The following is a 22,247-nucleotide window of genomic DNA, read 5'->3' as shown; positions in this document are numbered from 1 at the left end:
GAGGACCCGTGGGCGGCGACTATGCGGTGATCGCGCTGTACATCGCGGGCATGATCGGGGTCGGCTGGATCGGCCTCCGGCTGGCCAAGACCAAATCCGACTATCTGGTCGCCGGACGGCGGCTCGGCTGGTTCATGTACTCCGGCACGATGGCGGCCGTCGTGCTCGGCGGCGCGTCCACGGTCGGCGGCGTGAAGCTCGGCTACACCTACGGCATCTCCGGCGCGTGGCTGGTGATCACGATCGGCGCCGGGATCCTGGTGCTGCACGCGGTTTTCGCGCGGCGGCTGGTGAAACTGCGCGTCTACACCGTCGGCGAGATGCTCGACCTGCGCTACGGCGGCCGCGCGAGCGCGGTGTCCGGCGCGGTGATGTGGGGCTACACGCTGATGCTCACGGTCACCTCGACGCTGGCGTTCGCGTCGATCTTCAAGGTGCTGTTCTCGATCCCGAGCTGGGCCGGGATCGCGATCGGCGGGTCGATCGTGGTGCTGTACTCGGTGCTCGGCGGCATGTGGTCGATCACGCTGACCGACATCGCGCAGTTCGTGATCAAGACGATCGGCATCCTGTTCGTGCTGCTGCCGATCGCGCTCGTGTCCGCGGGCGGCTTCAGCGGGATGGCCGAGAAGCTGGACGCGTCGTACTTCGAGTTCACCTCGATCGGCGGCGAGACGATCCTGACCTACTTCCTGATCTACACCTTCGGGCTGCTGATCGGACAGGACATCTGGCAGCGCGTGTTCACCGCGCGCACGCCGCGCGTCGCGACCGGCGGCGGCATCATCTCCGGCGTCTACTGCCTCGTCTACGGCATCGCGGGCGCGCTGATCGGCACGGCGGCGAAGGTGCTGTACCCAGACCTCGGCAGTGCGCAGGACGCCTTCGCCACCATCGCCGAACGGCTGCTGCCCACCGGCGTACGCGGTCTCGTGCTCGCTGCGGCGCTGTCGGCGCTGATGTCGACCTCGAGTGGCGCGCTGATCGCGTGCGCCACCACGACGACTTCGGACCTGTTGCGCAAGGTCGGCCTTAAGAGTGGCGAGGTCTTGCGTAACCGAGTGACGACACTTGTGCTGGGCATCGTGGCCATCGGTATCGCAATGCTCGTGGACGACGTCGTCAACGCGCTCACGATCGCGTACGACATCCTCGTCGGCGGTCTGCTCGTCACGATCGTCGGCGCGCTGTTCTGGAAGCGCGGTACTCGCGAAGGCGCGTACGCGTCGATGGTGGCCGGAACGGTGTCCGTCATCGCCTTCATGTTCATCGACGGGGTTGCGGCCAACAGCCCGATCTATTGGGGCCTTGGCGTCAGCCTGATCGTGTACGTCGGCGTCAGTCTCGCGACACCGCGTACGCCGGACAGCATTCTTTCCGTGTGGACACAACGTCTGCATGGCTCCGAAGCCGCTGAAGATCTCAGCGCATCCGAAACCCGACAGGAGTTGACCCAGTGAGTGAACAGCGTCCGGTCGGCCCGCTCGACTCGTCGCAGATCCCGCGCTTCGCCGGCTTCGCGACCTTCGCGCGGCTGCCGCGGATCGACGAGGTGCCGAGCGCTGACGTAGCCGTGGTCGGCGTGCCGTTCGACTCTGGCGTGTCCTACCGCCCCGGCGCGCGCTTCGGTCCTTCCGCGCTGCGCGAAGCGAGCCGGCTGCTTCGGCCGTACCACCCGGGCCTGGACGTTTCGCCGTTCGCTGAGAAGCAGGTCGTGGACGCGGGCGACATCGCGGTCAACCCGTTCCACATCGGCGAAGCGATCGAGAAGCTCCAGCAGGAAGCCGAAGCGCTTACGGCGGGCCCGACGAAGCTGGTGACTGTCGGCGGTGACCACACCATCGCGCTGCCGCTGCTGCGAGCGGCCGCGAAGAAGCACGGTCCCGTTGCGCTGCTTCACTTCGACGCGCACCTCGACACCTGGGACACCTACTTCGGCGAGCCGTACACGCACGGCACCCCGTTCCGTCGCGCGGTCGAAGAAGGCATCCTCGACACCAGCGCCGTGTCGCACGTAGGCACGCGCGGCCCGCTGTACGGCAAGCGCGACCTCGAAGAAGACCGTCGCCTCGGCTTCGGCATCGTCACGTCCGGCGACGTGCTGCGACGCGGCATCGACGAGACCGTGGACGCGCTTCGCCAGCGCATCGGCGACCGTCCGCTGTACGTGTCCGTAGACATCGACGTACTCGACCCCGCGCACGCGCCCGGCACCGGCACTCCCGAAGCGGGCGGCATGACCAGCCGCGAACTGCTGGAGATCCTGCGCGGCCTGCGCGGGCTCAACCTGGTCGGCGCCGATGTCGTGGAGCTGGCCCCGGCCTACGACCACGCCGAGATCACCGCGGTCGCCGCTTCGCACGTCGCCTACGACCTCGTCAGCCTGCTGGCCCTGGGACGCGACGCATGACCCGGATCGGCGGCGACGTTGTCGTAGAGACACTGCGGGCGCTTGGCGCGGACACCGTGTTCGGCCTGCCCGGACAGCACGCGCTCGGCCTGTTCGAAGCGCTGCGGCGGGCGGACGACCTGCGCGTGGTCAGCTCGCGGGTGGAGAACAACCTCGCCTTCGCCGCGGACGGTCACGCGCGCGCCCGGCTCGCCGCCGATCCGCACGGCCCGGTGCCGGTCACGCCGATGATCGTGTCGACCGGCCCTGGCGCGCTGCTCACGCTGGCGTCGCTGCAGGAATCGCGCGCGGCCTCGGTGCCGGTGCTCGGGATCTCCAGCCAGATCCCGGTCGCCGGGCTCGGCGGCGGACGGCACGGCTACCTGCACGAGCTGCCGGACCAGCAGGCCAGTTTCCGCGACGTCGTCAAGTCGGTGCACGTGGTCCGCTCGATCAGCCAGATCCCGACCGCGCTGCGCGAGGCGTGGGAATCCGCCGCGACCGCGCCGTACGGGCCGGTGTGGGTGGAAATCCCGCAGGACGTGCTGCTCGCCTCGGCGAACCTGCCGGAGCTGACGTCGGTAACCGCGGCTCCAGCACCGCTCGAACCATTGCCGGAGCTGGTCGCCGAAGCCGCGAAACTCCTTGCGGCGGCGAAGAATCCAGTCATTCTCGCCGGCGGCGGCGCACTGCGGTCCGGGGCGCACGACGAGCTGCGCCAGCTCGCCGAAGCCCTGCGCGCACCGGTGGTGTCGACGTTCGGCGGCAAGGGCGTCTTCGCCTGGGACCACGAGCTGTCCGCGCAATCGTGGCTGGAAGACTGGCACACCACGGAATTCCTCGCCGACGCCGACGTCCTGCTGGTGCTCGGCTCCGGGCTGGGCGAGCTGTCCAGCAACTACCGGGAGTTCGCGCCGCGCGGCCGGATCGTGCAGGTGGAAGCCGATCTCGGGAAGCTGGAATCCAACTACCCCGCGCTTGCCCTGCACGCCGACGTCCGGCACACCCTCCGCGCGCTGCTGGGCCAGCTCACCCCGCGTCCCGCGGACGGTCGCGCCGAAGCGGCGGTGAAGGATCTGCTCGCGCGCATGGAGTCCAGATTGGACAGTCAGCCGCTCGCTCTCGAGCGGAAGCTGATCGAGGACATCCGCGCCGCACTCCCCGACGGCTCGCAAACCTTCTGGGACATGACAATCGCGGCCTACTGGGCCTGGTCGGCGTGGAATCCGGACGGCGCGCCGATCCACACCGCACAGGGCGCGGGCGGCCTCGGCTACGGACTTCCCGGCGCACTCGGCGCCGCCGCGGCCGGAGTGCGTTCGCTGGCCGTGTCCGGCGACGGCGGCGCGATGTACGGCCTGGCCGAGCTGGCCACCGCCGTGCAGCACCAGCTCGACGTGACCTGGCTGGTCATCGACGACGGCGGCTACGGCATCCTGCGCGAGTACCTCACCGGCGCGTTCGGCCAGACCACCGCGACCGAGCTGCCCCGGCCGGATTTCGCCGCGCTGGCCGAATCGTTCGGCATCCCCGCGCGAAAGACCACTGTGGACACTGTCCGCGCCGACCTCGCCGACGCACTGCGCACTCCCGGCCCGTCCGTCGTCGTGCTTCCCGCGTTGCTGAAGATGTTCGCCCCGACTCACCTGGAGCACTCGTGACCCACATCCGCAACTTCGTCGGCGGCGCGTTGGTCGACACCGCCAAGACCCTTGAGCTGACCGATCCGGCCACCGGCAAGGTCTTCGGCACCAGTGTCCTTTCCGGACCGGACGAAGTGGACCTCGCGATGGAGTCGGCGGCGCGCGCGTTCCAGTCGTGGCGGCGCAGCACGCCCGCGCAGCGCCAGGAAGCCCTGCTCAAGATCGCCGACGCGCTGGAAGCCCGCGCGGAAGAGTTCGCCGACGCCGAGGTGCGCGAGACCGGCAAGGTCCGCGCCGTCATGCTGGACGAGGAGATCCCGGAGTGCGTGAGCACGCTGCGGTTCTTCGCCGGCGCGGCGCGTCAGCTCGAAGGCACCGGCGCGGGCGAATACCTCGCCGGGCACACGTCGGTGATCCGCCGCGAGCCGATCGGCGTGTGCGCGCAGATCGCGCCGTGGAACTACCCGCTGATGATGGCCGTGTGGAAGATCGGCCCGGCGCTCGCCGCGGGCAACACCGTGGTGCTCAAGCCCGCGGAAACCACGCCGTCCACCGCCGTGCTGCTGGCCGAAACTGCGGCGGAATTCCTGCCGCCGGGCGTGTTCAACGTGCTGTGCGGCGACCGCGAAACCGGCCGCGCGCTGGTCCGCCACCCGCGAACCGATCTGGTGTCCATCACCGGTTCGACCCGGGCCGGCATCGACGTGGCCACCGTCGCCGCAGCCGATCTCAAGCGCACCCACCTCGAGCTGGGCGGCAATGCTCCCCTGCTGGTCTTCCCGGATACCGACCTCGCCGACACCGCCGAGCGGATCGCCGACGCCGCGTTCTACAACGCCGGCCAGGACTGCACGGCGGGCAGCCGCGTGCTGGTGCACCAGAGCATCCACGACGAATTCGTCGCCGCGCTGGCGGAAACGGCCGCCACCCGCCGTCCGGACGTCGACTACGGGCCGCTCAACAGCCGTGCCCAGCTCGACCGCGTGCTCGGCCTGCTGAAGCAGCTGCCGCCGCACGCGCGCGTCGAAACCGGCGGCACCGCGCCCGGACCGGGCTTCCAGCTCGCGCCGACCGTCGTGTCCGGCCTCCGCCAGGACGACGAGCTGGTCCAGGAGGAGATCTTCGCGCCGGTGATCACCGTCCAGCCGTTCGCGGACGAGGCCGAGGCGATCGAGCTGGCCAACGGCGTCCCGTACGGCCTGGCCTCTTCGGTCTGGACGAACGACGTCGCGCGCGTCGCACGGGTGTCGCGCGACCTCGATTTCGGTTGCGTGTGGGTGAACACGCACGGCCCGCTGACCGCCGAAATGCCGCACGGCGGGTTCGGCCGCTCCGGGCACGGCAAGGACCTGTCGGCGTATTCGTTCGCCGAGTACACCCGGGTCAAGCACGTGATGACGAGGTTCGAGTGATGGGCGGCAAAGTCACCGAGGTCGAACAGCACGGCATCGCGCCGATCCCGACCGCCGAGCAGACGTCCCGGCCGCGCGACCTGTTCCGGCTCGCGTTCGGCGGGGCCAACACGTTCGCCACGATCATCCTTGGCACGCTGCCGATCGCGTACGGGCTGAGCTTCTGGGCGGCGCTCGCGGCGACGGTCGTGGGCGTGGTGCTCGGCGCGCTCGTCCTGTCGCCGATGGCTCTGTTTGGCCCGGTGACGCGCACCAACAACGCGGTTTCGTCCGGCGCGCACTTCGGCGTGGTCGGCCGATGCGTCGGTTCGTTCCTGTCGCTGCTCACCGCGATCACCTTCTTCGCGATCTCGGTGTGGGTGAGCGGCGACGCGGTAGCCGGTGCGGCACAACGGCTTTTCGGCATCGACGGCGGTCCGGTCCTGCGCGCGGTCGCCTACGGCGTGATCGCGATCGCCGTGCTCGTCGTATGCATCTACGGCTACCGGTTCATGCTGCTGGTCAACCGCGTCGCCGTCACGCTGGGCACGCTCATCATGCTGGTCGGGATTTTCGCCTACGGCGGCTCGTTCGACCCGTCGTTCGCCGGCAGCGGCGCCTTCGCGCTCGGCACCTTCTGGCCGACGTGGATCCTCGCCGTGCTGACCGTGATGGCGAACCCGATCTCGTTCGGCGCCTTCCTCGGCGACTGGTCGCGCTACATCCCGGCGACCCACTCGCGCCGCTCGCTGCTGGCCGCGCCGTTCCTCGCCCAGCTGGCGACGCTGCTGCCGTTCGGCTTCGGCATCGCGACCGCGACCCTGGTCGCCGACCCGGCCGACTACGTCACCGGGCTGACCGCGATTTCCCCGCTCTGGTACGCGATCCCGCTGATCGTGGTCGCGCTGATCGGCGGCCTGTCCACCGGGACCACCGCGCTGTACGGCACCGGCCTGGACTTCAGCTCGATCTTCCCGCGGCTGTCCCGCGTGCGGGCGACGCTGCTGATCGGGACGCTCAGCGTGCTGTTCATCTTCGTCGGCAATTTCGTGCTCGACATGGTGTCCAGCATCAACGCGTTCGCGACGCTGATCGTGCTGTGCACGTCGCCGTGGATGGTGATCATGATGATCGGCTACGTGCAGCGCCGCGGCTACTACGACCCGGCCGACCTGCAGGTGTTCAACGAAGGCCGCACCGGCGGCCGGTACTGGTTCCACCGGGGCGTGAACTGGCGCGCGATGGCGGCCTGGATCCCGGCCACCGCACTGGGTTTGCTGTGCGCGAACACGCCGATGATCACCGGCCCGCTGGCGGGCGTCGCGGGCGGGGTAGACATCAGCCTGGTGGTGACGCTGTGCACGGCCGCAGTGGCGTATCCGGTGCTGGTGAAGGTGTTTCCGGAGCCTCGGGAGGTCTTCGGGCCTTCGGCTAGCCCAGCGGAAGCGGTGGCTGCGCAAGCGTGACCAGCTGGTCCGGGCGGCTCCACCGGGCCGACAGGATCGTGTCCGCCAGCGCCGCTGTCGAACCCCGCGCCGAGCCTCGGTGGCTCAGCACGAACGTGACCGATCCCGGGTCCGGCAGTCCGGCGACCGGGACCAGTCCGTCCGGGACCACCGACGCCGCGAACAGGCCGATTCCGAGTCTCGCGTCGAGCGCGGCCCGGAGGCCGTTGAGCCGTTCGCTGACGCAGCCGATCCGCCACTCCACTCCGTTGCGGCGCAAGGCGTTCAGCGCGCGGGCCCGGGTGACGCTCGGCTCCGGGTAGAGGACCAGCGGCACCGGCTCGCCCGGGACCAGTTCGAGTCCGGGCGAGCCGACCCACACGAGCGGATCCCGTCGCAGGCCCTGTCCGGAATCGCGTTTGGCGAGCACCAGGTCGAGTTCTCCGTCGGCGAGCCGGGAGTGCAGCACCGCGCTCAGTTCGACCGACAGTTCGAGGTCGATCCCCGGATGCGCGCCGCGGAACCGGCCGAGGACGTCCGCGGCGTGGCCGAGCAGGAAGTCCTCGCACACCCCGAACCGGACCCGCCCGCGCGGGCCCGGCCGGGAGAAGTACCGCAGCGCGCGGTCCTGCTGGTCGAGGATGCCGCGGGCGAAACCGGTCATCGTCTCGCCGTCGCCGGTGAGGCGCACGCTGTGCGTGTCGCGCTCGAACAGCACGCAGCCGACCGCCGTCTCGAGCCGGCGGACGTGCTGGCTCACCGTCGACTGCCCGAGATCCAGCCGGCGGGCGGCTTCGGAGAACCCGCCCGCCTCGGCCACGGCGAGAAAAGTGCGCAGCAGCACCGGATCGATCACTACTCCGGAGTACCACTCTCGGTGCTCGGCCGTGCACCAGGTGTGGGCACCGCCACTACCGCCGCCGGGTGATCACCACCGGCTTGAGATCCTTCGGCACCGCGGCGAACGCGGACACCGGAACCCCGAACGAAGCGGCCAGGATCTCGCGCGGCAGCGAGTTGAGCGTCCCGACGATGCCGATGTCGTCGTTCGGCTCCCCGGTGCTGGTGTTGAACATGACGAGCACGTCGAGGCCTTCGGTGGTGCTGGAATTCGCGAAATAGTGGAAGAATCCCTGCGGGGCGAAAACGAGTTCCCCGGCCGACGCGGTGAAAGCCTCATTGTGGTAACTGCCGTCCGCGTGCGTGCCGAGAATGCTCCAGTCCGCCTTGCCGGAAATGATGTAGTTCAGCTCCCACGCGGACGGGTGCCAGTGCGGTTCGCGCAGACCGCCGGGATCGAGATGCACCAGGTACACCGAGCCCTGCTGACCAGCCAAGACCGGGAAGTTCTGCTCGTGGGCCCCGCGCAGGCTCCCGCCGTCGAAGGTGGCCGGCGCGGATGCGGCGAGCGGGAAAAGGTAATCGGGCTTGCCCGTCTTCGCCGGCGGGTTCACCGGCGCCGCGGTGCTCGCCCGCGCCGTCCCCGTCGCCCCCAACGCGGTCGCCGCGGCGATTCCCGCTCCCGCCCCGAGCGCACCGCGCCTGCTGATTTCCGGCATTCTTGCCACCTTTCCGAAAAGGGGATCACCTGCTTTCCCCTATTCTTCCGAGATCGCGGGAATCGGAAACAGCCCAGCCCGGATCACTGCTATCGCGCCGCACGATGAACAAGCCCCGCCCCGCCGTGGGACGATCCCGTTCCCCGAAAACCGTGCACTGGAGGCGATTCGTGACATTCGCGGTCAGCATCTTCGATCTGTTCAGCTTCACCGTCCCCGGAGCGGTGCAGCTGTCGCTGACGGTCTACGCACTCGACCGGCTGGGCGTCCTGCACGTCACCGCACTGTCCACCGCACCGGGGCTATTGCTCGTGGCCGGCGCGGTAGTGGCCAGCTACCTGCTCGGGCACCTTTTCCACCCGCTGGCCGCCCAGCTGGACCGGCTGCGCCCCCGGCGCGACGCGGAGGACGCGCGGCAGGAGTTCGTCGCCCGGGTGCCGCAGGCGCGCGACCGCGCTTACGTCCAGGCGGACCCGGCGCTGCTCGTCGCCGCCGCCGAACTGCACGACAAGGACGCGGCCGGGGAGGTAATCCGGATGCGCGCGCAGTCGGTGATGCTGCGCAACATCGCGTTCGCCTTCACGCTGGCCACGGTCGTCGCGCTCGTGCAGACCTCGACCGGGCCGCATCGGGTGGTCGCCGCTGTGGCCGCAGCGCTGTCGGTGCTGGGCGCAGCTGGGGCGCTGGGCAGCGGACGGAAGGTGTGGCACATGTCGAGATTGAAGACGCTGGAGATTTGTTACTGGGTGCCGGACATCGACCAGACCTTCGCGGCGGAAGCCCCGGCGGCGGGGTAACGACAAAGGGCGGGTTCCGGCTGGGGAACCCGCCCTTCACGCGCTCAGGCGACGCTTCCGCCCCGCCCTCCGGTCAAGCTCGAGGCTTCTCCTGCGCGGTCTCCTCCACGTCAGCCCCCAGCCGCCCGGACGCCCACTCCGTGATCCGCCGCGCCACGTCCTGTGCGGTCAGGCCGAGCCGGTCCAGCACCTCGGCGCGGGTGCCGTGGTCGTGGAAGGCCTGCGGCACCGCGAGGTCGCGCAGCGGGACGTCGCATTCGGCATCCCGCAGGACCGCCGCCAGCGCCGAGCCGAAGCCGCCGTGCCGGCCGCTGTCCTCGACCGTCACGACGAGTTTGTGTTGTTCCGCCAGCGCGACCAGCTCCGCCGGCACCGGCACCACCCAGCGCGGGTCCGCGACCGTCACGCCGATGCCCTGGTCTGCCAAACGGTCCGCGGCCGACAGCGCCAGCTGCGCGAACGGACCCACCGCGACGAGCAGCACGTCCGTCGAACCCGAGGGGCGGCGCAGCAGGTCGACCGTGCCGATGCGTTCCACCGCGGGCACGTCCGGGCCGACGCTGCCCTTCGAGAAGCGCAGGGCGGTCGGACCGTCCTGCACCGCGACCGCTTCGCGGAGTTCCTCGCGCAGGGTCCCCGGGTCGCGCGGGGCGGCCACGCGCATGCCCGGCACCATGCCCAGCAGCGACAGGTCCCACATGCCGTGGTGGCTCGGGCCGTCCGGGCCGGTGATGCCCGCCCGGTCCAGCACCAGCGTCACCGGCTGGCGGTGCAGCGCCACGTCCATCAGCACCTGGTCGAACGCCCGGTTCAGGAACGTCGAGTACAGCGCGACGACCGGATGGCAGCCGCCCATCGCGAGGCCCGCGGCGGAGGTCACCGCGTGCTGTTCGGCGATGCCGACGTCGAACCAGCGGTCCGGGAAGCGCTCGGAGAACTTCTCCAGCCCGGTCGAGCGCAGCATCGCGGCGGTGATCGCCACGACGTCCTCGCGCTCCTCGCCGATCTTCACCAGCTCGTCGCCGAACACGCCGGTCCAGCTGGGGCCCTTCACCGGCGGCAGGCCGGTCTCCGGGTCGATCGGGTCGGTCTGGTGCATCTGGTCGGCCTGGTGGTTCACCGCGGGCGCGTAGCCGTGGCCCTTCTCGGTGACCACGTGCACGATCACCGAGCCGCCGAACGCCCGCGCGCTCTGGAACGCCTTCTCCAGCGCCACCAGGTCGTGCCCGTCGACCGGGCCGAGGTACTTCAGGCCGAGGTCGGAGAACATCACCTGCGGGCTCAGCGCGTCCTTGATGCCCGCCTTGGCCGCGTGCAGCGCGGCGTAGATCGGCTTGCCCACGACCGGGGTGCTGCGCAGCAGCTCGCGCCCGCCGTCGAGCAGCCGCTCGTAGCCCGGCTGCAGCCGCAGCGACGCCAGGTGGTCGGCCATCCCGCCGATGGTCGGCGAGTACGACCGGCCGTTGTCGTTGACCACGATCACGACCGGGCGGTCCTTGCGCCCGGCGATGTTGTTGAGCGCCTCCCAGCACATGCCGCCGGTGAGCGCGCCGTCGCCGACCACCGCGATCGCGTGCCTGCGCGGGCCGCCGGACAGCTCGAACGCCTTCGCCATGCCGTCCACATAGGACAGTGCGGCGGACGCGTGGCTGCTCTCCACCAGGTCGTGCTCGCTCTCGCTCCGGCACGGGTACCCGGCGGGCCCGCCCTGCTGGCGCAGCCGGTCGAACTGGTCGTGCCGCCCGGTGACGATCTTGTGCACGTACGCCTGGTGCCCGACGTCCCACACGATCGCGTCGCGCGGCGAGTCGAACACCCGGTGCAGCGCCAGCGTCAGCTCGACGACGCCCAGGTTGGGGCCGAGGTGCCCGCCGCTGCGGCGGACCTTGTCGACGAGGAAGTCCCTGATCTCGGCCGCCAGCTCGCCGAGGTCCTCGACGCTCATGCGCTTCAGGTCCGCCGGTCCGTGCACCGAGTCCAGCATGGTCACCGCTCCACCCCGTCCGTTTTCTTCCTCCGCCGGTTCCGGCCAGTCTACGGACGGCCGCCACCTCGGTCCGGCCGCCCGCGTCCCGGATCACAGGTCGGGCGGGAACGCAACTCCACGAGCGGGGAAGATCACGAGGCCGGTCGGTCAAGTCGCGGTCACCCCGCGTGGCCGTGATAATCCCGGACGGACCCCGACCTCGAGAGGACCCCATGGCGGACTTGTACATCGGCGGCGAATGGGTGGACGCGCGCGCGGGAGGGCGACGCGAGATCCGGTGCCCCGCGGACGGCAGCCTGGTCGCCGAAGTCGCCGAAGCGACCGCGGAAGACACCGAGGCCGCCATCGCCGCGGCGCGCCGGGCGTTCGACACCGGCCCGTGGCCCGCCACTCCGGCGGGCGAACGCGGCGACCTGCTGCTGCGCGCGGCCGACCTGCTCGACCGCGACGCGGAGGCGTTCGCCCGCGCCGAATCGCTCGACACCGGCAAACGCCTGGTGGAGAGCCGCTACGACATGAGCGACATCGCCGCCTGCCTGCGCTACTTCGGCAAGCTCGCGGGCAACGACGCGGGCCGGGTCGTGGACACCGGCAGCGCGGACTCGTTCAGCCGGATCGTGCACGAGCCGGTCGGCGTGTGCGGCCTCATCACCCCGTGGAACTACCCGCTGCTGCAGACGGTGTGGAAGATCGCCCCGGCGCTGGCCGCGGGCAACACCTTCGTGCTCAAGCCGAGCGAGCTGACGCCGCACACCTCGATCCTGTTCATGCGGCTGCTCGCCGAGGCCGGGCTGCCCGGCGGCGTCGCGAACCTGGTGCTCGGCGCCGGCCCGGCGGCCGGAGCCCCGCTGTCGGAGCACCCGGACGTCGACCTCGTGTCGTTCACCGGCGGGCTGGCCACCGGACGGGTGATCGCGGCGAACGCCGCGGCGACGGTCAAGAAGGTCGCGCTCGAACTCGGCGGCAAGAACCCGAATGTCGTGTTCGCCGACGCGGACTTCGAGACCGCCGTCGACTACGCGCTCACCGCGGTGTTCCTGCACTCGGGCCAGGTCTGCTCGGCCGGCGCGCGGCTGATCGTCCAGCGGGAATGGCACGACGAGTTCGTCGACGAACTCGTGCGCCGCGCGGAGCGGATCCGCCTCGGCGGGCCGTTCGACGAGAACGCCGAGACCGGGCCGCTCATCTCCGCCGCGCACCGCGAGAAGGTGGAGCGCTACGTCGCCACCGCCATCGAGGAGGGCGCTGTCCTGCGCACCGGCGGCAAGCGCCCGGACGACCCGGCGCTGCAGGACGGCTTCTACTACCTGCCGACGATCCTCGACAACGTCCAGCAGGGCAGCACCGCGGTCGTCGAGGAGTCCTTCGGCCCGGTGCTGACCGTCGAGACGTTCACCGACGAGGACGACGCCGTCCGCATCGCCAACGACACCCACTACGGCCTGGCCGGCGGCGTGTTCACCCAGGACGCCGCCCGCGCCCAGCGCGTCGCGAACCGGCTCCGGCACGGCACGGTGTGGATCAACGACTACCACCCGTACCTGCCGCAGGCCGAATGGGGCGGCTACAAGCAGTCCGGCTTCGGCCGCGAACTCGGCCCGACCGGCCTGGCCGAGTACACCGAGGTCAAGCACATCCACCAGAACCTGAAGCCCGGCCCCCAGCACTGGTTCTCCGGCTGATCCCCCTCCCCCACCGAAAGGAACCATGCCCTTGAGCGACACCGGCGATCGCGAACTCGGCGAATTCGGCTACACCAACCAGCTCAAGAGAACGCTCGGCAGCTTCCACACCTTCGCGGCAGGCATCAGCTACATCTCGGTGCTGACCGGGGTGTTCCAGCTGTCGTATCTGGGCCTGTCCGAGGGCGGGCCCGCCTATTGGTGGTCCTGGCCCGCGGTGTTCGTCGGGCAGCTCATGGTGGCGCTCTGCTTCGCCGAACTGGCCGCGCAGTACCCGGTCGCCGGGTCGGTCTACAACTGGGCGAAGAAGCTCAGCAACCCGCACATCGCGTGGATGGCCGGCTGGATGATGCTGCTGGCCTCGATCGTCTCGATCTCCGCGACCGCGCTCGCCTACCAGCGGACGCTGCCGCAGATCACGTCGTTCTTCCAGTTCATCGGCGACGGGACGGGCACCAGCGACGCGGCCAACGGCGTGCTGCTGGCCACCGTGCTGATCGTGTTCACCACGCTGGTCAACGCGTTCGGCGTGAAGCTGATGGCCCGGATCAACAGCGCGGGCGTGTTCGTGGAACTGCTGTTCGCGGTGCTGCTGGTGGTGTTCCTGGCGTTCCACTTCGTGCGCGGCCCGTCGGTGGTGACCCAGACGAACGGGACCGAGGCCGGGCATTCCTCCGGCTACCTCGGCGCGTTCCTGATCGCGGGCATCGCCTCCTCCTACGTGATGTACGGCTTCGACACCGCGGCCTCGCTCGGCGAGGAATCCCTGAACCCGCACCGCAACGCGCCGAAGGCGATCCTGCGCGCGCTGGTCGCCTCCTTCGTGCTGGGCGGGCTGATCATCCTGTTCGCGCTCATGGCCGTCGGCAACATCAACGCGCCGGAACTCGGCACGGTCGGCCTGCAGTACGTGCTCACCGACGCGCTCGGCCCGGCGATCGGACGGGTGTTCCTGTTCGTCGTGTTCATCGCCATCACGGTGTGCGTGCTGGCGGTGCACACCGCGGCGATCCGGATCGCCTTCGCGATGGCTCGCGACAACGCGCTCCCGGGCGGCCGGAAACTGGCGCGGGTCAACAAGAAGACCGGGACGCCGGTGCTGCCCGCGATCGTGATCGGCGTGCTCGCGGTCGCGCTGCTGGTGCTGAACATCAACTCCACGCAGATCTTCTCCGCGGTGACCAGCCTCGCGATCATCCTGATCTACCTGTCCTACCTGCTGGTGACCGTGCCGATGCTGATCCGCAGGCTGCGCGGGCGCTGGCCGCGCGAGGGCGCCCCGGCCGGCCGCTTCTCCCTCGGCCGCTGGGGCCTCCCGGTGAACGTCCTCGCGGTGCTGTGGGGCGGGGCGATGACGGTCAACCTGGCCTGGCCGCGCAACGAGATCTACAACGCTTCCCCTCCCTTCCACTGGTATCTGAAGTGGATTTCGGTGCTGTTCGTCGGCGTCTTCGCGGCCGGCGGCTTCGCCTATTACTGGTTCGTGCAACGGCACAAGGTCGGGGTGCTGGCGGACCACGCCGCCGCCCCCGCGCCCGACGAGGAGGTTTCCCGGTGAGCACAAGCGAGTTCGACTACGTGGTGGTCGGCGGCGGCACGGCCGGATCGGTGGTGGCCGCCCGGCTGTCCGAGGATCCGGACGTGACGGTCTGCCTCCTCGAGGCCGGACCCTCCGACACGGACGTGCCGGAGGTGCTGGAGCTGACCCGCTGGATGGGCCTGCTGGAATCCGGCTACGACTGGGACTACCTGGTGGAGCCGCAGGAGGCGGGCAACTCCTACCTGCGCCAGGCCCGCGCGAAGGTGCTCGGCGGCTGCTCGTCGCACAACTCGTGCATCGCGTTCTGGGCCCCGGCCGAGGACCTCGACGAATGGGCCTCGATGGGCCTCCCGGGCTGGTCCGCCAAGGACGTTTTCCCGCTGTACCAACGGCTCGAGACCAACGACGGCCCCGGCGAGCACCACGGCCGCTCCGGCCCGGTCACCATCCGCTCGGTGCCGCCGAACGACCCGGCGGGCGCGGCGCTGCTGTCCGCGTGCGAGCAGGCGGGCATCCCGACGACGGAGTTCAACTCCGGCAAGACCGTGACCCACGGCGCGAACTGGTTCCAGATCAACGCCCGCGAGGACGGCACCCGGTCTTCGGCGTCGGTGTCCTATCTGCACCCGATCATGGGCAAGCGGCCGAACCTGGAGATCCGCACCGGCGCGCGGGCGAAGCGGCTGCTGTTCGACGGCCGCCGCTGCACCGGCGTCGAGGTGCTGGACGCGGACCTGATCCACCACAGCACGATCACCGCGCGCCGCGAGGTGGTGGTCAGCTCCGGCGCGATCGACACGCCGAAGCTGCTGATGCTGTCCGGCATCGGGCCCGCCGAGCACCTGCGCGAGGTCGGCGTCGAGGTGCTCGTGGACTCGCCGGGCGTCGGCTCGAACCTCGAGGACCACCCCGAGGGCCTGGTGATGTGGGACGCCCTCCAGCCGATGGTCACCGAATCCACGCAGTGGTGGGAAATCGGCATCTTCACCATGACCGAGGACGGCCTCGACCGCCCGGACCTGATGTTCCACTACGGCTCGGTCCCGTTCGACATGAACACCGTCCGGCACGGCTACCCGACCACCGAGAACGGCTTCTGCCTCACGCCCAACGTGACCCGCAGCCGATCGCGGGGCACGGTGCGGCTGCGCACCCGCGACTTCCGCGACAAGCCCCGGGTGGACCCGCGCTACTTCACCGACGAGTACGACATGCGGGTGATGACCTACGGCGTGAAGCTCGCCCGCGAGATCGCCGCCCAGCCCGCGCTCGACGAATGGGCGGGCGTGGAACTCGCGCCGGGCCGCGACTGCACGACCGACGACGAGATCGCCGACTACCTCCGCAAGACCCACAACACCGTGTACCACCCCGCGTGCACGGCCCGGATGGGCGCGGACGGCGACCCGGAGGCGGTGCTGGACGCCCGGCTCCGCGTGCGCGGCGTCGACGGCCTGCGCGTGGCCGACGCTTCGGTGATGCCGTTCCTTGTCACGGTGAACCCGTGCATCACGACGATGGCGATCGGCGAGAAATGCGCGGACATGCTCAAGGAAGACCGGGGCTGATCTTCCGGCGGGTGGTGGTGTCCCAGCGGGCACGACCACCCGCCCGCCTCGGCGGCCCGTCACCAAAGCACGTGCCGCGGCCAGCATCTTGCGCACAATCATGTCCACCCCTCGCTTCGTCTTCCGGCGGCTGCCGGTGCGCACCTTCCTCGATGCACATCAGGTCAGTCGCCAGCGAGCGCGCTGAGGTTCTCAAGTAACCGTATCGTTACCAAACGTCACCGCCACCGGGTACGGCTCGAACCGCGAGCCGCCGCGATTTCCGTTGCACCGCAAGCAATCAGAAGCGATCCGCCGTCGTCACGCCAAGCCGCCGCGATCCTCCCGAACCAGCCGAAAACCACGCCCGAGCAACGTAGACTTCCTTGCGTGGCAGGCAATCGAGCGCTCGCGTGGGCCGGGGCGACCGCCGCGGTGGGCGGCGGCGTCGGGCTCGCCCTGCCGTCCGCGCACTACCTGCCGGCGAATCTGCCGCTCGGCGGCGCGGAACCCGATCTTGACCTCGGCCTCCGGCTGGTCTGCGCCGGAGCGTTGGCGCTCGCGTTCGCGCTGGCGGTCCTGACCCTGCGCCAGCGCCGCGCCGAACCGCTGGCCTTCGCGTCGCTGACCGGCATCGCGGTCGCCGGAATCCTGGTGCACTACCTCGTGATCACCATCCCCGGCACGAACCGGCTCGCCCCGTCCGCCGTCGTACAACCGGCGGCCGGGGCGTGGGTGCTGCTGGCCTCCGGCCTCGTCTTAGCCGCGACAGGATTCGCCGCGGCGGCGAATGTCCAGCGGGCGCGATAAAGTCACTGCAGCAGCGCGACACACTCCACGTGGTGCGTCATCGGGAACGCGTCGAACGCCCGCAGATCCGTCAGCGAATACCCGTGCTCGGCGAAGAACTGCACGTCCCGCGCCAGCGCGGCCGGATCGCAAGCGACATAAACGATCCGGTCCGGTTCGCCCTCCGCGATCGCGTTGACGACCGCGCGGCCCGCGCCCTTGCGCGGCGGATCGAGCACCACCACGTCGACCGGCCTCGGAGCGTCGCCGATGAGGTGTTCCACCCGCCCGGAACGCCAGCTGACCTGCGGCAGGTCGGCGAGATTGCGCTCGCCGTCGGACACCGCGCGCCGGCCGGATTCGATCGCCAGCACCTGGCCGTCCGGGCCGACCTGCTCCGCCAGCACCGACGCGAACAGCCCGACCCCGGCGTACAGATCCCAGGCGACCCCGCCGAGCGGCGCGTCCGCCCATTCCCGCACGAGCTGCGCGAGCGTGTCCGCCGCGTGCGGGTGGACCTGCCAGAATCCGTGCGCGTCGAGCCGCCAGTCCCGTCCGGCCGCGTGCTGGACCGCCATGCCGCCGGACAGCTGCTTGCCCTGCGTACGCCCGCGCACCGTGGCGAGTTCGCGCAGGTGGAGGTGATTTTCGCCGTCGCTGGTCACTTCCAGCTCGGTGCCCGGACGCCAGCGCTTGCTCAGCGCGGTGTCGAGCGATCCCGGCACCGCGATCGGGCAATCGTCGATCGGGATGACGCGGTGGCTGTGGTGCGCCCGCAGCCCGGCCTGGCCGTCGCGGCCGGCGACCAGCCGAACCCGGCTGCGCCAGCCGAGCGGGCCGCCTTCGAGCGGTTCCACGACGACCTCGCGCGTGATGCCCGCGAGCCGCTGCAGCTGTTCGGCCACCACCGCGGCCTTCAGTTCACGCTGGTAGGCCGGTTCGGCGTGCTGCCAGTCGCAGCCGCCGCAACCGCCCGGCGCGGCGAGCGGGCACGGCGGCGTCACCCGGTGCTCGGACCCGCTCAGCACCTCGATCGCATCGGCCCGGCAGAACGACCCGCCCTTGTCTTCGGTCACTTCGGCCCGCACGCGCTCGCCCGGCAGCGCGTGCCGCACGAACAGCACTCGTCCGTCCACACGCGACACGCAGTGCCCGCCGTGCGCGACCGGACCTACTTCCAGTTCCAGTACGCGGCCTAGCCAGCTGTCGCTCATTCAGATGATTCCTTTGTTGCAGGGGCTGGCTTTTGGCGTCCGCCGGTCGAGGAGTGGTGGGCGTGAACCCGCGCCGGACGTCGCCGGCCGACGGGCGCGCCTTGCGCATCCGCGCGGCCGCCTTCTGCGACGACTCGAGCTGCCACGGCACGCTCGCCACGACCACGCCCGGCTGGAACAGCAGCCGTCCCTTGAGCCGCAACGCACTCTGGTTGTGCAGCACCTGTTCCCACCAGTGCCCCACGACGTACTCCGGAATGAACACGGTGACCACGTCGCGCGGGTTGGCCCCGCGAACCCGCTTCACGTAGTCGAGCACCGGCTTCGTGATTTCCCGGTACGGCGATTCGACGACCTTCAGCGGCACCTTGAACTTGTGCGCTTCCCATTCCTGGGTCAGCGCGCGGGTGTCGGCGTCGTCCACATTGACCGTGACCGCTTCGAGCACGTCCGGGCGCATCGCCTTGGCGTAGGCCAGCGCGCGCAGCGTCGGCCGGTGCAGTTTGGACACCAGCACGATGGCGTGGTTGCGCGAGGGCAGCACGGTCGGCGCGTCGCCCATGTCCTTGAGTTCCTCCGACACCCGGTCGTAGTGCTTCCGGATCGCCGTCATCAGCGCGAAAATCGCCACCATCGCGGCGATCGCGATCCACGCGCCGAGCAGGAACTTGGTGATCAGCACGATCACCAGCACGACGCCGGTCATGGTGAGGCCGACCGCGTTCACCGTCTGCGAGCGGCGCATCCGCCGCCGCGCCGCCGGGTCGGTCTCCTTGGCCAGCAACCGGTTCCAGTGCCGGATCATGCCCGCCTGGCTCACCGTGAACGACACGAACACGCCCACGATGTACAGCTGGATCAGCCGGGTGACCTCCGCGTCGAACGCGATGATCAGCACCAGCGCGAAGATCGCGAGGAACAGGATGCCGTTGGAGAACGCCAGCCGGTCGCCGCGGGTGTGCAGCTGCCGCGGCAGGTAGCGGTCCTGGGCGAGGATCGAGCCGAGCACCGGGAAGCCGTTGAACGCGGTGTTCGCGGCCAGCAGCAGGATGATGCCGGTGGAGAACGAGATGTAGTAGAACGCGGGCGGGAAGTTCTCGAACACCGCGTGCGCGATCTGCGCGACGATCGTCTTCTGCTCGTAGCCTGCGGGCGCGCCGGCCAGCTGCCGCGCCGGGTCCTCGGCGAAGTTCACCTTCGTGACGACCGCCAGCGTGATGATCCCGATGAGCATGGTCACCGCGAGCACGCCCATCAGCAGCAGCGTGGTGGCCGCGTTCTTCGACTTCGGCTTGCGGAACGCGGGCACGCCGTTGCTGATCGCCTCGACCCCGGTCAGCGCCGCCGCGCCGGACGAGAACGACCGCAGGATCAGGAACACGAACGCGATGCCCGCCCAGCTGCCTTCCTCGTGCAGCGTGAAGTTCGCGCTCTCGGCGCGCATCTCGGTGCCGGTGACGGTCTGGAACAGCCCCCAGACGACCATCACCAGAATGCCCACGATGAACCCGTAGGTCGGAATGGCGAACGCTTTGCCCGATTCGCGCACCCCGCGCAGGTTCAGCGCGGTCAGGACGGCGACGATCGCCACCGCGGTGATCACCTTGTGGTTGGCCACCCACGGGATCGCCGAGCCGATGTTGGCGACACCGGACGAAGTGGACACCGCGACGGTCAGCACGTAGTCGACCAGCAGCGCGCTCGCCACGGTGAGGCCGAACTTCCCGCCGAGGTTGGTGGTCGCGACCTCGTAGTCGCCGCCGCCGCTCGGATACGCGTGCACGTTCTGCCGGTACGACGCGACGACGACGAGCATGACCAGCGCGACCGCGATGCCGATCCACGGCGCGAACGCGTACGCGGACAGGCCGGCGACGCTCAGCGTCAGGAAGATCTCCTCCGGCGCGTAGGCCACGCTGGACAGCGCGTCGGAGGCGAAATGGGCAGCGCGATGCGCTTGGGCAACAGTGTGTGGGAGAGACGGTCGCTGCGGAACGGACGCCCGAGGACCAGCCGCTTCAGCACGGTCGGGAACTTCGACACCACGAGAGCCTAACTGGGGGCGGGCAAGGTAGGTTCGGCGCTGGTGTCCGAGGGTACCCACGAACGGGTCATCCGCACCCTGCGAGGAGGCTAAGCGTGCACGTGGTGATCATGGGATGCGGCCGCGTCGGCGCGTCTCTGGCCGCGGCGCTGGAGCGGCTCGGCCACGAGGTGGCCGTCATCGACAAGAACCAGCAGGCGTTCCGCAGGCTGGGCAGCGACTTCCACGGCCAGCAGGTCGTCGGGGCGGGCTTCGACCGCCGAGTGCTCGTCGAGGCCGGGATCGAGCGCGCGGGCGCCTTCGCCGCTGTGTCGAGCGGCGACAATTCCAACATCATCTCCGCGCGGGTCGCGCGCGAGAACTTCGGCATCGAGCACGTGGTCGCGCGCATCTACGACCACAAGCGCGCCGCGGTGTACGAACGGCTGGGCATCCCGACCGTCGCGACCGTGCCGTGGACGACCGACCGGTTCCTGCGCACCCTGCTGCCCGACGGCGTCGCCTCCGCGTGGCGCGACCCGTCCGGCAACGTCGCGCTGCTGCAGCTGCCGCTGCACGAGGGCTGGGTCGGCCGCAGCGTGCGGGAACTGCAGGAGACCACCGGCGCGCGGGTGGCGTTCATGATGCGCTTCGGCACCGCGGTGCTGCCGGACGCGAAGACCGTCGTGCAGGCCGACGACGACGTGTGGGTGGCGGCGCGCTCGGGCACCGTCGGAGACGTGACGAGCCTGGCCGCTCGCGCCCCCGAGGAGGAGAACTGATGCGGGTCGCGATCGCGGGCGCGGGAGCCGTCGGGCAGTCCATCGCCGCCGAACTCATCGACGGGCGCCACCAGGTCATGCTCATCGAGCGCGACGCCGACCAGTTCGAGCCGGAGTCCGTTCCGCAGGCCGACTGGGTGCTCGGCGACGCGTGCGAGGTGTCGATCCTCGAGGAGTCCGGCATCGAACGCTGCGACGTCGTGATCGCGGCGAGCGGCGACGACAAGGCCAACCTCGTGGTGTCGCTGCTGGCGAAGACGGAGTTCGCGGTGCGCCGCGTGGTGGCGCGAGTGAACAACCCGGCCAACGAGTGGCTGTTCACCGACGCGTGGGGCGTCGACGTGGCCGTGTCGACGCCGCGGATGCTCGCCGCGATGGTCGAGGAGGCGGTGAGCGTCGGCGATCTGGTGCGGCTCATGACGTTCCGGCAGGGGCAGGCGAACCTGGTGGAACTCACCCTGCCGGAGGAGACGCCGCTGGCGGGCAAGCCGGTGAGCGAGCTGGCCCTGCCGCGCGACGCGGCGCTGGTGACCATCCTGCGCGGCGACCGGGTGATCGTGCCGCAGCCGGAGGACCCGCTGGAGGCGGGCGACGAGCTGCTGTTCGTCGCGACCTCGGACGTCGAACCGGAGATCCGCTCGGCGCTGGGCTACTGAGACGCGAAAAGGGCGGGCCCGCCGCGGGCCCGCCCTTTTTCGTGCGTCGGATCAGGTCTCGGGAGTGGGCGCCTGCGCGTACTTCTCCCGCAGCCGCGCCTCCACCTGCGCGTCGGTTTCCGGCTCCGGCTCTTCCTCCTCGAGCGCCTTCAGCCGCTTGTCGGAGCGGCGCACCGCCCAGACGACCACCAGCAGGCCGATCGCGTACAGCGGGTAGCCCATCGCGATCTTGGCGAACGCGAGCCAGCCGGTCTGGTCGCCGTCGTACAGCCACCGCTGCACCACGAACCGGGCGGCGAAGATGACCGCCATCGCGAGCGTCGCGACGTCGTAGCCGTAGCGCGACGGCTTGTCCTTGCGCCAGGCGGTGCCCTTGCCGTTGAGCGCGTTCCAGACGACGCCCGCCAGCGGCCAGCGCACCAGCACCGAGACGACGAACACGCCGCAGTACACGAGGCTCGCCCAGATGCCGAAGAGGAAGAACCCCTTCGCGGACCCGGTGCGGAACGCGATGAACGCCGCGATCGCGACGCCGAAGAAACCCGAGATGGCCGGCTGCAGCGGCTCCTTGCGCACGACGCGCAGGACGGTGATCGCCACCGCGCTGCCGATCGAGCCCCAGATCGCCACGGTGAGCCCGAAGAACGCGTTGAGGAGCACGAACACGATGACCGGCACCGAGGAGTAGAACAGGCCGGAAACCCCGCCCATCTGCTCCATCAGCGTCGGCTGCCGCTCGGGCTCGTCCCGGTTTCCGGGCGCGTCCTTCTCATCGCGGGGAGCAGCGGGTTCAGTCACGGGAG

At 70.2% G+C, this 22,247-nt stretch carries 17 protein-coding genes and 1 pseudogene; 12 read left to right on the top strand and 6 right to left on the bottom strand.

Translation table 11 applies throughout. The annotated features are described in order from the left end of the window. The first annotated feature begins 8 nt into the window (after positions 1 to 8). The 5 genes from RPX00_RS26680 to RPX00_RS26660 are packed head-to-tail and all read left to right on the top strand — an operon-like array spanning position 9 to position 6,889. The gene (locus RPX00_RS26680; RefSeq protein WP_406629410.1) at positions 9 to 1,460 is read left to right on the top strand and encodes a sodium:solute symporter; all 1,452 of its coding nucleotides are present in this window, start codon (positions 9 to 11) and stop codon (positions 1,458 to 1,460) included. Further along, positions 1,457 to 2,410: an agmatinase gene (gene speB, locus RPX00_RS26675; RefSeq protein WP_406629409.1), complete on the top strand. Its 954-nt coding sequence runs from the start codon at positions 1,457 to 1,459 to the stop codon at positions 2,408 to 2,410. The genes RPX00_RS26680 and speB overlap by 4 nt, the downstream gene beginning before the upstream one ends. Beyond that, positions 2,407 to 4,050 (top strand): thiamine pyrophosphate-binding protein, encoded by a 1,644-nt coding sequence (locus RPX00_RS26670; RefSeq protein WP_406629407.1) that lies wholly within the window; start codon positions 2,407 to 2,409, stop codon positions 4,048 to 4,050. The genes speB and RPX00_RS26670 overlap by 4 nt, the downstream gene beginning before the upstream one ends. Further along, complete coding sequence (locus RPX00_RS26665; RefSeq protein ID WP_406629405.1) at positions 4,047 to 5,444, top strand: gamma-aminobutyraldehyde dehydrogenase; 1,398 nt, start codon at positions 4,047 to 4,049, stop codon at positions 5,442 to 5,444. The genes RPX00_RS26670 and RPX00_RS26665 overlap by 4 nt, the downstream gene beginning before the upstream one ends. Next, the gene (locus tag RPX00_RS26660) at positions 5,444 to 6,889 is read left to right on the top strand and encodes a purine-cytosine permease family protein (RefSeq protein ID WP_406629403.1); all 1,446 of its coding nucleotides are present in this window, start codon (positions 5,444 to 5,446) and stop codon (positions 6,887 to 6,889) included. Before RPX00_RS26665 ends, RPX00_RS26660 begins: the two co-directional genes overlap by 1 nt. Here the strand turns inward: RPX00_RS26660 and RPX00_RS26655 are convergent. Next, on the bottom strand, positions 6,855 to 7,724 hold the full coding sequence (locus RPX00_RS26655; RefSeq protein WP_406629402.1) for a LysR family transcriptional regulator: 870 nt from the start codon (positions 7,722 to 7,724) through the stop codon (positions 6,855 to 6,857). The two genes, RPX00_RS26660 and RPX00_RS26655, sit on opposite strands and share 35 nt — an antisense overlap. 55 nt (positions 7,725 to 7,779) lie before the next feature. After that, positions 7,780 to 8,427 (bottom strand): cupin domain-containing protein, encoded by a 648-nt coding sequence (locus RPX00_RS26650; protein WP_406629400.1) that lies wholly within the window; start codon positions 8,425 to 8,427, stop codon positions 7,780 to 7,782. A 170-nt stretch (positions 8,428 to 8,597) separates the two neighbouring features. Here RPX00_RS26650 and RPX00_RS26645 point away from each other — a divergent pair, with 170 nt between their 5' ends. After that, the gene (locus tag RPX00_RS26645) at positions 8,598 to 9,224 is read left to right on the top strand and encodes a hypothetical protein (RefSeq protein ID WP_406629399.1); all 627 of its coding nucleotides are present in this window, start codon (positions 8,598 to 8,600) and stop codon (positions 9,222 to 9,224) included. Between the two features lie 73 nt (positions 9,225 to 9,297). On the opposite strand, the gene dxs is transcribed toward RPX00_RS26645, so the two are convergent. After that, positions 9,298 to 11,214, bottom strand: a complete 1,917-nt coding sequence (gene dxs / locus RPX00_RS26640) for a 1-deoxy-D-xylulose-5-phosphate synthase (protein ID WP_406629397.1) — start codon at positions 11,212 to 11,214, stop codon at positions 9,298 to 9,300. Positions 11,215 to 11,423: 209 nt separating this feature from the next. On the opposite strand from dxs, the gene RPX00_RS26635 reads away from it, so the two are divergent. The 4 genes from RPX00_RS26635 (at position 11,424) to RPX00_RS26620 (ending at position 16,790) form a co-directional block, all read left to right on the top strand. Then, the gene (locus tag RPX00_RS26635; RefSeq protein WP_406629395.1) at positions 11,424 to 12,893 is read left to right on the top strand and encodes an aldehyde dehydrogenase family protein; all 1,470 of its coding nucleotides are present in this window, start codon (positions 11,424 to 11,426) and stop codon (positions 12,891 to 12,893) included. 25 nt (positions 12,894 to 12,918) lie between these two features. Beyond that, entirely contained in the window at positions 12,919 to 14,451 is a 1,533-nt protein-coding gene (locus RPX00_RS26630; RefSeq protein WP_406629393.1) for an APC family permease, read from the top strand. Beyond that, complete coding sequence (locus RPX00_RS26625) at positions 14,448 to 16,001, top strand: GMC family oxidoreductase (RefSeq protein WP_406629391.1); 1,554 nt, start codon at positions 14,448 to 14,450, stop codon at positions 15,999 to 16,001. Before RPX00_RS26630 ends, RPX00_RS26625 begins: the two co-directional genes overlap by 4 nt. Before the next feature lie 369 nt (positions 16,002 to 16,370). Next, on the top strand, positions 16,371 to 16,790 hold the full coding sequence (locus RPX00_RS26620) for a hypothetical protein (protein ID WP_406629390.1): 420 nt from the start codon (positions 16,371 to 16,373) through the stop codon (positions 16,788 to 16,790). Positions 16,791 to 16,792: 2 nt separating this feature from the next. Here RPX00_RS26620 and RPX00_RS26615 read toward each other — a convergent pair whose 3' ends face one another. Both RPX00_RS26615 and RPX00_RS26610 read right to left on the bottom strand, forming a co-directional pair. Further along, complete coding sequence (locus tag RPX00_RS26615; protein ID WP_406629388.1) at positions 16,793 to 17,983, bottom strand: class I SAM-dependent RNA methyltransferase; 1,191 nt, start codon at positions 17,981 to 17,983, stop codon at positions 16,793 to 16,795. A 37-nt stretch (positions 17,984 to 18,020) separates the two neighbouring features. Next, positions 18,021 to 20,026 (bottom strand): annotated as a pseudogene (locus tag RPX00_RS26610) (APC family permease); the annotation flags it as partial. 96 nt (positions 20,027 to 20,122) lie between these two features. Here RPX00_RS26610 and RPX00_RS26605 point away from each other — a divergent pair. After that, positions 20,123 to 20,788, top strand: a complete 666-nt coding sequence (locus RPX00_RS26605) for a potassium channel family protein (protein ID WP_406629386.1) — start codon at positions 20,123 to 20,125, stop codon at positions 20,786 to 20,788. Further along, positions 20,788 to 21,444, top strand: a complete 657-nt coding sequence (locus RPX00_RS26600; RefSeq protein WP_406629384.1) for a potassium channel family protein — start codon at positions 20,788 to 20,790, stop codon at positions 21,442 to 21,444. Before RPX00_RS26605 ends, RPX00_RS26600 begins: the two co-directional genes overlap by 1 nt. A 51-nt stretch (positions 21,445 to 21,495) precedes the next feature. Here RPX00_RS26600 and RPX00_RS26595 read toward each other — a convergent pair whose 3' ends face one another. Beyond that, positions 21,496 to 22,242, bottom strand: coding sequence for a DUF3159 domain-containing protein (locus RPX00_RS26595; protein WP_406629382.1), 747 nt, complete (start codon positions 22,240 to 22,242; stop codon positions 21,496 to 21,498). Positions 22,243 to 22,247 lie beyond the last annotated feature (5 nt).

It is taken from the genome of Amycolatopsis sp. WGS_07 (genome assembly GCF_045278895.1).
Lineage (GTDB): Bacteria > Actinomycetota > Actinomycetes > Mycobacteriales > Pseudonocardiaceae > Amycolatopsis.
This window is presented reverse-complemented; position numbering and strand designations above follow the sequence as displayed.